Source organism: Microcoleus sp. D3_18_C4 (assembly GCF_036702355.1).
Lineage (GTDB): Bacteria > Cyanobacteriota > Cyanobacteriia > Cyanobacteriales > Microcoleaceae > Microcoleus.
This window is the reverse complement of record NZ_JAUBTF010000113.1, coordinates 1-10,414: the sequence shown is the minus strand read 5'-3', so window position 1 is coordinate 10,414 and position 10,414 is coordinate 1. Positions and strand designations below refer to the sequence as shown.

The 10,414-nt window shown below is 47.3% G+C and carries 9 protein-coding genes; 3 read left to right on the top strand and 6 right to left on the bottom strand.

Annotated elements, in window-relative coordinates:
• Positions 1 to 25: 25 nt before the first annotated feature.
• The 6 genes from QUA90_RS29285 to gltB form a co-directional block, all read right to left on the bottom strand.
• On the bottom strand, positions 26 to 541 hold the full coding sequence (locus QUA90_RS29285) for an N-acetyltransferase (RefSeq protein ID WP_333448667.1): 516 nt from the start codon (positions 539 to 541) through the stop codon (positions 26 to 28).
• A 143-nt stretch (positions 542 to 684) separates the two neighbouring features.
• The gene (locus QUA90_RS29280) at positions 685 to 1,542 is read right to left on the bottom strand and encodes a hypothetical protein (protein WP_333448666.1); all 858 of its coding nucleotides are present in this window, start codon (positions 1,540 to 1,542) and stop codon (positions 685 to 687) included.
• 28 nt (positions 1,543 to 1,570) lie between these two features.
• Positions 1,571 to 1,792: a type II toxin-antitoxin system RelN family antitoxin gene (locus QUA90_RS30620; RefSeq protein ID WP_445300153.1), complete on the bottom strand. Its 222-nt coding sequence runs from the start codon at positions 1,790 to 1,792 to the stop codon at positions 1,571 to 1,573.
• Between the two features lie 5 nt (positions 1,793 to 1,797).
• Positions 1,798 to 2,493, bottom strand: a complete 696-nt coding sequence (locus QUA90_RS29275; protein WP_333448665.1) for a DUF4276 family protein — start codon at positions 2,491 to 2,493, stop codon at positions 1,798 to 1,800.
• Positions 2,493 to 3,596 carry an AAA family ATPase gene (locus QUA90_RS29270; protein WP_333448664.1) on the bottom strand — a complete coding sequence of 368 codons (1,104 nt, stop codon included), beginning with the start codon at positions 3,594 to 3,596 and terminating at the stop codon, positions 2,493 to 2,495. Before QUA90_RS29270 ends, QUA90_RS29275 begins: the two co-directional genes overlap by 1 nt.
• Positions 3,597 to 3,705: 109 nt before the next feature.
• Positions 3,706 to 8,292, bottom strand: a complete 4,587-nt coding sequence (gene gltB / locus QUA90_RS29265) for a glutamate synthase large subunit (RefSeq protein WP_333448663.1) — start codon at positions 8,290 to 8,292, stop codon at positions 3,706 to 3,708.
• Positions 8,293 to 8,724: 432 nt separating this feature from the next.
• On the opposite strand from gltB, the gene QUA90_RS29260 reads away from it, so the two are divergent.
• From QUA90_RS29260 to QUA90_RS29250, 3 genes are all read left to right on the top strand, one after another.
• Positions 8,725 to 8,985 carry a hypothetical protein gene (locus QUA90_RS29260; protein WP_333448662.1) on the top strand — a complete coding sequence of 87 codons (261 nt, stop codon included), beginning with the start codon at positions 8,725 to 8,727 and terminating at the stop codon, positions 8,983 to 8,985.
• A 324-nt stretch (positions 8,986 to 9,309) separates the two neighbouring features.
• Positions 9,310 to 9,729: a phosphomannose isomerase type II C-terminal cupin domain gene (locus QUA90_RS29255; protein ID WP_333448661.1), complete on the top strand. Its 420-nt coding sequence runs from the start codon at positions 9,310 to 9,312 to the stop codon at positions 9,727 to 9,729.
• Between the two features lie 146 nt (positions 9,730 to 9,875).
• Positions 9,876 to 10,205 (top strand): iron-sulfur cluster assembly accessory protein, encoded by a 330-nt coding sequence (locus QUA90_RS29250; RefSeq protein ID WP_333448660.1) that lies wholly within the window; start codon positions 9,876 to 9,878, stop codon positions 10,203 to 10,205.
• The last annotated feature ends 209 nt before the right edge of the window (positions 10,206 to 10,414 follow it).

Below are 10,414 nucleotides of genomic sequence, written 5' to 3'. Positions count from 1 at the left end.
TTATCATTATTATTCACTTAGATTTCTATACAAAGAGGTATTGACAAAATATACTCCCTTCTAACTTGTTACGAATGGCTATTGGCTGGGTAACAATAAACAGCGAAATAAATGAATTTGGAAAAAGTTGAGAAATTTCTTTATACATAAATTGAGCAACACCTCTACCCATCCAATCTAACTTTGTTGCTACTCTTTCGAGATAAAAATGCCGATCGCTGGTGACTCTTTTCTTAAAAACCTCATCTTTCCAGATAATTTTATCCAAGATTTCATCGGATATTTTGGGTTGTGATATAGCAACAAATCCCATAATTTCGCCATCGGCTTTAGCTGACACAAAATATTTGCATGAATTATTTAAGCTTTGGACAATCTCATCTTCAGTAATTTGTGTTAGCAAAAAGCCGCGCTCGATCGACGTATTTTGACCGCGCGCATGAGAATTGTGAATATTGACGATCGCCTGTATGTCATCTCGATCGGCTTCTCTAAAAGTTAGATATTCCATTGCATAGTTTGTAAGAACGCTGTCATACATTGGCGATTTTAACGCTCAGGTTTATCTATTCTACCAGCTAGATATAGATTGCATACCAGATTTATTTTTGTAAATATTTTAGGGGCGATCGCCTTCGGACAATATCATGACTGTAGGTATGTCTGCACTTGTGGGCGATCGCATCAAATCCCTGATTCAGTAAAAGCTAGGTTCAAATCATCAATCAACCCCAATTGTTGGGCCCACTCTGTTAAGTAACCCCGATCCAAATTCTCAGATTGGACTTTCAGAATTCCCAAAACATCATTCCATTGTTTTTGAGACTGAGACTGTTGCCGCCAGAGCAGTTTTGCCAACACAATATCTTCAGGAGAAGCCACCCAAAATTGTTCTACACCAGCTTCGTCAAGCGCTTCTAATCGTCGTCTTGCCATTTTTGAGCGATCGAATTCTGTATTAGAATTCAGCACAATATCAGCGTTCAATACTGAAGTCATCTGAGTGACGCTCAACACCATCCCTCTACCCTCTTGAATATCTTCTACCGAACCCGGAGGGCAGTAAAAACCAGCCGTTTCTAGTGCTTCAACTAATTGAAAAATATTGTCCCGGAGCAATTCAATTACTAAATCTAAATCGCGTGTTGTTCTCGGGTCGCCATAGACAGAAGCGGCAACGCCTCCTGTAATATAATAAGAGACACCTAATGTTTCAAAAATTGGGTGCAACAGTCTAGCAATTTCGCTGGGGTCTTGCGTCCACATAGAGGGCTCACTGGTGGGGGTTAAAATTGGCAACCACTTGCTACCTAATATCGATCGAGCAAATCGCTCTTTGTAGGTTGAGGGACAAGCTTTTTTCATCCCGCGCAAGCTAACAGTTTTTGCCCAACGATTTAATTTGGCCCCCATTTGCCACCGTTGGGAATTGGTGAGTTGCCGCAGTAGGTAAAAATCAATTGCATCAGCTTCAGGAGTTTTATCCTCCGACTGGGGACGGTATCCAGGTTTGATGGATATTTTCGGTATGGATTGAATCATTTTGCTTGTTGATTTCCCTAATTTTATATCAATTCCACAGTTGGGAGAAGGGGAGAGTTTGTCCGGTAATTGCCTCATGGAAGCCTTGCTGAAGCCCTTCCAGGACAGTTTCAGTGGGGTCATCATCCGGATCGATGTCAGTGTCTTCCGGTACTAAAACAATAATCCGAACGTGGGTGTGGCTTACAATAGCAAGAGGTCGATCGAGAAAAAGTCGCCCTCGATCGTCAATCTTTCCAGTAGTTTCAATCGCTTTTATATAATCCCTTCCCCATTTAAAGATTCAAGTCTTGACAGCCATTTGTCGAAGTGAGAGCATTTACTCCGAATTACTTGCAATCCAATTTGTTCAGCTAAATGTGGTCCAAAAACAGATTTTGCTTTTCCGTAATCGGGAAACTGCGCGATGATACGCTTGCTAGGTGCTGTTTGCTGCCCATCGTTGATTAACTCAGGTGTCGGATATTGACTAGCAATATCTTGGAGAGCTTCAATCTCTTTTGTCCGTCCAGCATCAAGGTACTCAAAACAGGTTGGATCGGAAAAGAGATATGCCTCATATTCATGTAACTGAATGTAAGGAATGAATCGATGATCGCCAATATCCTCTGCAAAGCGTTGCTCTAAAAATTCAACTCGCTGTAGTGGATCTTGGCCTATACTCTCAGACTCAGCTAATCCCGGAAAATCAGGATGAATAGCATATAAATCAATCATAGTTGTGAAGAATACATCGGGCGCTTTCTCTTGCTTAAGAAATCGCATGATGTCCTCCTTCATCGGCACATACTTACGACCGCCACCTCGATGCACCTTACCCTTCTTTCTTGCATGAGCAATGAGTATGGGATTGTGCATAAACACTTCATATTGGGCTAAATGTGGTTTGATCGAAATGTCAGCTAATGTTTGCTCGGTTTGTCCTTCGGCAAATAGGTAAAGGCGCACCATTAATGGGGACCTCCCCCGATAATATTTTTCTCCCAAACTTCTCCCAAGCTATACTCGTCGAGCCATGCGTCTAATTCTGTAGGATTTAACCTCTTAAATTGGGATTCCTTACCTTCTAGGTTCACCGCAATTACATCTTCAGGATCGAAATTATCCAAGAAAGAACTGGATTGGGTGCTAATGAGAATTTGGGTATGCAGTGCAGCCTTACGAAACAAAGCAGCAACCACATTTAAGGCATAGGGGTGAAGCCCTAATTCCGGCTCATCAACAACAATGAGTTCTGGCAGTTCATCTTCTGGCTGTAAGAGCAGCGTAGCAAGGCCTATGGCACGCAAAGTACCATCTGAAAATTGATGCGGTCCAAATACCTGATCGGACTCCTTGTGTCGCCAGTTGAGAATGACGCGATTAGATACATCTGGTTCAAGAACAAAATCATCGAAAAAAGGTGCAATAAGACGGATTGTTCCGATAATGCGCTGATAAGCTGCACCTCCATTCTCTTTACGAAATCTCAGAAGTAATGCAGGTAGATTTCCAGCATCCGGCATTAACCATCGATCGTTGCCAACATAAGAAGATTGACGCACATCTGCTGTAGACGATGTGTCGTGAAAGTGATACACACGGCAACGATTGAGTAAGTATCTAAGCGTCTTAGCCGTTTGCTTGCCGGACTCTGCTGCTTTGATGATTTGGGTTTCCTGATGTCCTGCACCCAGTTCGTCAGTTCTAGGGGCTCCCCAACCTCTTTGCAGAAAACTTAACGTTTCTTCGGCAAAAATCAGCGTATCACCAGCGGCATGAAATAGCCGTATGTGATAGGCATCTACCCCATTGTCAACCTCGAAGTCCAGCTTTGCTTCTATCTGGGGCGTTATCTTAGGTCCAAAGTGCAAGAGAGATTGGGTACGCCCTGAGGTGGCAATGTATTGTTGAAAGCGTCCAGCCATCATCTCATTGAGCATCTTGAAAAACGAGATAAGATTGCTCTTGCCTGCCCCATTTGCTCCAATCAGAATATTTAGGGGATGCAACTCCAGATCCATTGCCTTAATAGACTTAAATCCATTGAGGGTTAATCTTTGTAGCCTATTCAAAAATCAGTCTCCTAAGTCTGTGATGGTGTGTTTGCTTCTTATATTGATTAATAGAGGAATAGGCAATTAATGCTGAGTAACAGCCATTACCCATTCCTCATGCTAAACCCTAGCTGCCGCCAATCCGGGCGACATCGCGAGCGTTTTCTTCAAATGCAGCCGTCAGCGCATCATCACCGCTTAAACCCGATGCGATCGCCCTTTCAATAGCCTGCAACACCCGCTTGTAATCCCTCGGCATCACCTTCACAAACACCGGCACCATCTCATCCCACGCAGCCAGAACCTTCGATGCCTTCGCACTTCCAGTCAAATCAAAGTGAGTCTGAATTAACTGCCGCAAATCGCTAATTTCCTCAACATCCTCCAATTTTTCCAAATCCACCATCGACATATTGCAGCGAGTAGCAAAATCGCCCGCCTCATCCAAAATGTAAGCAACACCGCCACTCATACCCGCAGCAAAATTGCGCCCGGTTTCACCCAAAACTACAACTTTGCCGCCAGTCATGTACTCGCAACCGTGATCGCCCACACCTTCAACTACTGCGTTAACGCCCGAGTTACGCACCCCAAAACGTTCGCCCGCAATCCCTCGGATGAAAACCTCGCCGGATGTCGCGCCGTAAAGCACTACGTTACCGACAATCACGTTTTCTTCCGCGACAAAGGTAGAAGCTGGCGACGGATACAAGATAATCTTGCCGCCGCTGAGCCCCTTGCCCAAATAGTCGTTAGCTTCGCCTTCGAGCTCCAGGGTGACACCCTTGGGCACGAATGCGCCAAAGCTTTGCCCGGCGCTGCCTTGGAAGTGCAGGTGTACCGTGTCATCCGGCAAACCTTCCCAGTTGCGTTTGGTGATTTCGTTGCCGAGAATTGTGCCAACAACCCGGTTGATGTTGGTAATTGGCAGTTTGGCGTGGACTTTTTCACCGTTTTCGATCGCACCTTTGCACAAATCCAACAACACACTCATGTCCAGAGACTTTTCCAAACCGTGATCCTGCGCCATCTGACAATAGCGCCCGACATCCGCCCCAACTTCCGGCTGATAAAGGATTTTCGAGAAATCCAAACCCTTAGCCTTCCAGTGTTCCACAGCTTGCTGAGGTTCCAAAACATCAGTGCGGCCAACCATTTCATTCAGCGTGCGGAAGCCCAACTGCGCCATAATTTCCCGGACTTCCTGCGCGATGAAAGTCATAAAGTTTACCGTGTGCTCGGGGTCGCCGGTAAAGTTTTTCCGCAGCAGCGGGTCTTGCGTCGCCACACCCACCGGGCAAGTGTTCAGGTGGCAAACGCGCATCATAATGCAGCCCAATGTCACCAGCGGCGCGGTCGCAAAACCGAATTCCTCAGCGCCAAGCAGTGCAGCAATTACTACATCGCGGCCGGTTTTCATTTGACCGTCAGTTTCCACGACAATCCGGCTGCGGAGATTGTTGAGTACCAAAGTTTGGTGAGTTTCCGCCAGTCCCAATTCCCAAGGTAATCCCGCGTGTTTGATCGAAGTTTGTGGCGAAGCGCCGGTTCCGCCGTCGTAGCCGGAAATCAACACGACATCGGCGTGGGCTTTAGCAACCCCGGCCGCGATCGTCCCGACTCCAACTTCCGACACCAGTTTGACGCTAATCCGCGCTTCCCGGTTGGAATTTTTCAAGTCGTGAATCAATTCGGCCAAATCTTCGATCGAATAAATGTCGTGGTGAGGAGGAGGCGAAATCAATCCCACACCCGGAGTCGAGTTTCGCACCTTCGCAATCCACGGGTATACTTTTTTACCGGGCAACTGTCCGCCTTCACCGGGTTTCGCCCCTTGCGCCATCTTGATTTGCAGTTCCCGCGCTTGGGAAAGATACAAGCTGGTAACGCCGAAACGGCCGGAAGCAACTTGTTTGATCGCGCTGTTTTTCGAGTCGCCGCGATCGTTCGTCCAAGTGTAGCGTTCCGGATCTTCGCCACCTTCACCCGTGTTCGATTTGCCACCAATGCGGTTCATCGCTACTGCTAGCGATTCGTGGGCTTCTTTGGAAATCGAACCATAACTCATCGCCCCAGTTTTAAAGCGTTTGAGAATAGATTCGATCGGCTCAACTTCCTCAATGGGTATCGATTCCCGCTGTTTGAATTGCAACAAACCGCGCAAGGTAAAATGCTGCTGGTTTTGTTCGTTTACCAGCCCCGAATACTGTTTGAAAAGCGTATAACTGCCATCGCGCACCGACTTTTGCAGCGCGTGAATTGTCTGCGGACTAAACAAATGCGCTTCGCCTTCTTTCCGCCACTGATATTCGCCGCCAACATCGAGAGTATGTCCGCTGGATGGGCGGTCTGGGAATGCGTGAGTATGGCGCAAAATTGCTTCTTGGGCGATGACTTCGAGGTCTACACCTTCAATCCGCGAGGCCGTCCAAGCAAAGTATTTATCAACTACAGATTTGTTTAAGCCGATCGCCTCAAAAATCTGCGCGCCGCGATAACTTTGAATGGTGGAAATCCCAATTTTTGAGGCAACTTTCGTCACACCTTTAGTTGCGGCTTTGATGTAGTTTTTGCAAGCTGTTTTGTACTCGACATTTAGCAGCAATCCTTCGCGGATCGAATCGGCGATCGTCTCAAAGGCCAAATACGGATTAATCGCGCCGCAACCATATCCAATCAGTGTCGCAAAGTGATGCACTTCGCGCGGTTCACCGGATTCGAGAACGAGTCCCGCCCGCGTGCGCGTACCTTTGCGGATCAAGTGGTGGTGCAGGCCCGCAACTGCCAGCAGCGCCGGAATTGGAGCTTGGTCTGGACTGATACCCCGATCGCTCAGAATGAGGATATTCACCCCGGAGGCGATCGCGCTGTCTGCTGCTGCAAAAACCTCTTCTAAGGCTTGTTCTAGACCTTTTACACCGCTTTTGGGGTCAAACAAAATTGGCACGGTGAGTGACTTGAAATTGCCCTCATTTACGTGTTGGAGCTTAGCTAATTCTTCATTGCTGAGAATTGGCGTTTTCAGTTCAATTAAATGACAGCTTTCCGGTTCCGGTTTGAGCAAATTGCGTTCAGCGCCGATCGTAGTTTCGGCAGAAGTTACAATTTCTTCGCGGATAGAATCGATCGGCGGATTGGTAACTTGAGCAAACAACTGCTGGAAGTATTCGTAAAGCAGTTTTGGCCGATTGGAAAGCACCGCCAGCGGCGTATCCGCACCCATCGCGCCGACAGCTTCTACGCCATCTTTGGCCATCGGTGCTAACAGCAACCGCAGTTCTTCAAAGGTGTAGCCAAAGGCCATTTGCCGCTGCAATAATGTTTCGGGATGAGATTCTGCTACTGCCGGCGCATCTTTGAGTTTGGCGATTTCGACCATGTGCTGGTCGATCCACTGGCGGTACGGGTGTTCCGAGGCAATTTGATGTTTAATTTCCTCGTCAGAGACGATGCGGCCTTCCTCGGTATTTACCAGGAACATCCGCCCCGGTTGCAAGCGACCTTTTGATACAATTCGTTCAGGGGCGATCGGCAAAACTCCCGCTTCCGATGCCATAATTACCAAGTCGTCTTTGGTAACGCAGTAGCGGGAAGGGCGCAAACCGTTGCGATCGAGCACGGCCCCGATCGATGTACCATCGGTAAAGGCGATCGAAGCTGGGCCGTCCCAAGGTTCCATCAAGCAAGAATGGTATTCGTAGAAAGCTTTTTTCTCGTCACTCATGGACTCGTGGGCTGTCCAAGGTTCGGGAATCATCATCATTACAGCGTGCGGCAAAGAACGCCCGGCCAAATTCAGCAATTCCAAAGCATTGTCAAAAATCGTCGAGTCGCTGCCTTCGATATTGATTAAATTGGGGATTTTCTTTAAGTCATCGCCGAATAGTTCCGACTCGAACAGCGATTGCCGCGCGTGCATCCAGTTAATGTTGCCGCGCATCGTGTTAATTTCGCCGTTGTGAGCGATGTAGCGGTAAGGGTGCGATCGTTCCCAACTCGGAAAAGTATTCGTGCTGAAGCGCGAGTGAACCAGGGCTAGAGCGCTTTCCATGTCGGGGTCGTGCAGGTCGGGATAGTAATCGCCGACTTGCACCGGCATTAACATACCCTTGTAGACGATCGTCCGGCAGGAGAGTGTGGAATTATACCAGTATGGGTCTGTGTTAGTCCTGCGGATGGCATTGTGAGCCCGTTTGCGGATGACGTACAGTTTCCGCTCGAAAGCCGCCTCGTCAATACCTGCGGCGCGCCGGAGGAACACTTGCTGCATGAAGGGTTCGCTAGATTTGGCGGTGTCGCCGAGGGACGAGTTGTCGGTGGGAACATCGCGCCAGCCCAACACTTCCTGGCCTTCTTCTGCCGCGATTTCCTCAAAAATGCGTTTGCCGTTTTCGCGTTCAGTTTGATTTGGCGACGAGTAAATCGCGCCAACGCCGTACTCGCCGGCTTCGGGAAGTTCGATGTTTAGGGCCGCTGTTACTTTCTTGAGAAACTTGTGGGGCACCTGCATCAAAATCCCCGCCCCGTCTCCGGTGTTGGGTTCGCAGCCGCACGCGCCCCGGTGGTCGAGGTTCAAGAGGATTGTCAGTGCCTGCTCGACAATTTCGTGGGATTTGTTACCCTTCATGTGTACGATGAATCCGACTCCGCAAGCGTCGTGCTCGAACTGCGGATCGTACAGACCTTGCTTTTGTGGCAGTCCGTTGCTGTTCATTTTGATGCTCCTGTCAAAGTGGCGAAAAGATGTTGATCTACAGTAGAGGATGGGATGCCGATCGCTCTAGTATCATGTATTATATGTGGATCTACTCAATTGGGTAGAGCTACCAAAAAATCCCAACTTATTCGATCAAGCGTAAAAAAATAGTTAAAGCCGATAACTTAACTAGGGAACCCGGAGGTTCAAGATTTATGCTTAAAGACTCTTCAATTCTGTGAATTATTAAAGAATTATTAAACCGCAGAGGCCGCAGAGAGCGCAGAGGAAGAAGAGAAGAGAGATGTGTAATTCCGATACCAACTCACATCTTGCACCCTTGTTAATAAGCTTTTCAAGGGCGAGCTTTCCGGCCCAGCCCACAAAATTTACTCTCTGGGGAACAGGCCGGAAAGCCTGTTTTTGAGAAATGAGTTTATAGCATTGTTAATGCGACTGTATCCTCAGCGTCTGGGTGACATTCTCCACCAGCATTTCGCCTTCTCAACAGCAATGAGTATTTCTGAAAAATTGCAAAAAGTCGATCGACTCAAAGCCTGGTTAGATAGCTTTGGGCCGCTTTGTCCCACCCTGGTTGCAGAATTAAAAAAACTCTACGACGTTCGGTTTACTTATCACTGCTTCACAGAACTTAGCCAAACTTATTCAAGTCTAACTATTCAACCAGGTTTCATCTCAGAGGGTCTCTAACCAGATGCTAGAAGTTTTGCAACAGCAGTCTCAAGAGCTGGATTAGGATTCACCTTTAATCAATATTCAAGAACCAGCGCCCTTTCTATGAAGATTTGATGTAGATTGGGGCGATCGATCAAATAACAGGTGACAACAGCTATGTGGGTTTTGCTATGGTTGTTAAGGCAAGTCGATCGGGCTGAGCACAACTCTTGCAAAACTCTACAGTCGGCTAACCAGTCCCCGCAGGTGGGCTTCGGTTTTAACTATATATTAGTTAATCTCAAAAAACAACGTCGTTTACCAAAGGATTCAGCAAGGAATCCTCAAGGAGTGAAAATCATGGTTCAGATTCAAGAAATTTCTCAAGTATCTACCCTGCACGCACCTGCAGCACCCAACGGAATAGCCGCTACAGAATTGCGGCCTTGGGGCTCGTTTACGACTCTAGAAGAAGGCCCAGGATATAAAATTAAGCGGATCGAAGTTAAGTCGGGACACCGCCTCAGCCTGCAAATGCACCACCACCGCAGCGAACACTGGATTGTGGTTTCTGGTACTGCAAAAGTTACTTGTGGCGAAACTGAACAAGTTCTGTTTACAAATCAGTCTACCTACGTTCCTCAGTGCACTTCTCACCGCCTGGAAAATCCGGGAGTTATCCCCCTTGTTTTAATTGAGGTGCAGAATGGCGAATATCTCGGAGAAGATGATATTATCCGCTTTCAAGACGATTATGCTCGTACAGAAAAGGCTAAGTAACTCAAGTTGCTAAAGATATAGCGGTAAGGTGCGCGGCCCGGCGCACCCTACATTCTCCGGGTAAGGTACACGCCTAGGCAGATTCTACATTTTCAAAACTCAACATTACTTCCAAATTACCAATTACAAATTACCAATTACTCATAATGATTCATCTGAGCAAAACAGCAGCAACAGAAGTAACGCGCCTCAAGTCGAAGCATCCGAACCCCAATGCTTTATTTCGTCTGGGCGTGGAATCGAGCGGCTGCTCCGGTTTGTCTTATACAATGGCATTTGACGATGCGCCAGCCCCAGAAGACGCTGTATGCGAGTCCGAGGGAATTTCCGTTGCGATCGACCCCCAGCACTTAAAATATCTCAATGAGCTCACCTTGGATTATTCAGAAGACTTGATGGGCGGAGGTTTCCGATTTCACAATCCCAATGCCGCCCAAAGCTGTAGCTGCGGCCACTCCTTTTCGGCTAAGGAATAACCAACCTGTAGGGTGCGTCAGTTGCAGATAATTCTTCAATTCTAAAATCTAAAAGAGATTGACGCACCTGACAAAATAAGCAATAACCAATATGATTTAGAGTGCGTCAGTTGCAGATAATTATAAAATTTAGGCGTTGCTGAGTTAGAGTATGAATAGGAGGAATAATTTATGCAATGCCCAGAATGTAAATTAACCCATATCTGTAA

What these genes read in the sequence shown, in the direction of transcription:
- QUA90_RS29285 (WP_333448667.1), bottom strand. Translation starts at nt 541, where the DNA reads ATGTATGACAGCGTTCTTACAAACTATGCAATGGAATATCTAACTTTT.
- QUA90_RS29280 (WP_333448666.1), bottom strand. Translation starts at nt 1,542, where the DNA reads ATGATTCAATCCATACCGAAAATATCCATCAAACCTGGATACCGTCCC.
- QUA90_RS29275 (WP_333448665.1), bottom strand. Translation starts at nt 2,493, where the DNA reads ATGGTGCGCCTTTACCTATTTGCCGAAGGACAAACCGAGCAAACATTA.
- gltB (WP_333448663.1), bottom strand. Translation starts at nt 8,292, where the DNA reads ATGAACAGCAACGGACTGCCACAAAAGCAAGGTCTGTACGATCCGCAG.
- QUA90_RS29260 (WP_333448662.1), top strand. Translation starts at nt 8,725, where the DNA reads ATGCGACTGTATCCTCAGCGTCTGGGTGACATTCTCCACCAGCATTTC.
- QUA90_RS29255 (WP_333448661.1), top strand. Translation starts at nt 9,310, where the DNA reads ATGGTTCAGATTCAAGAAATTTCTCAAGTATCTACCCTGCACGCACCT.
- QUA90_RS29250 (WP_333448660.1), top strand. Translation starts at nt 9,876, where the DNA reads ATGATTCATCTGAGCAAAACAGCAGCAACAGAAGTAACGCGCCTCAAG.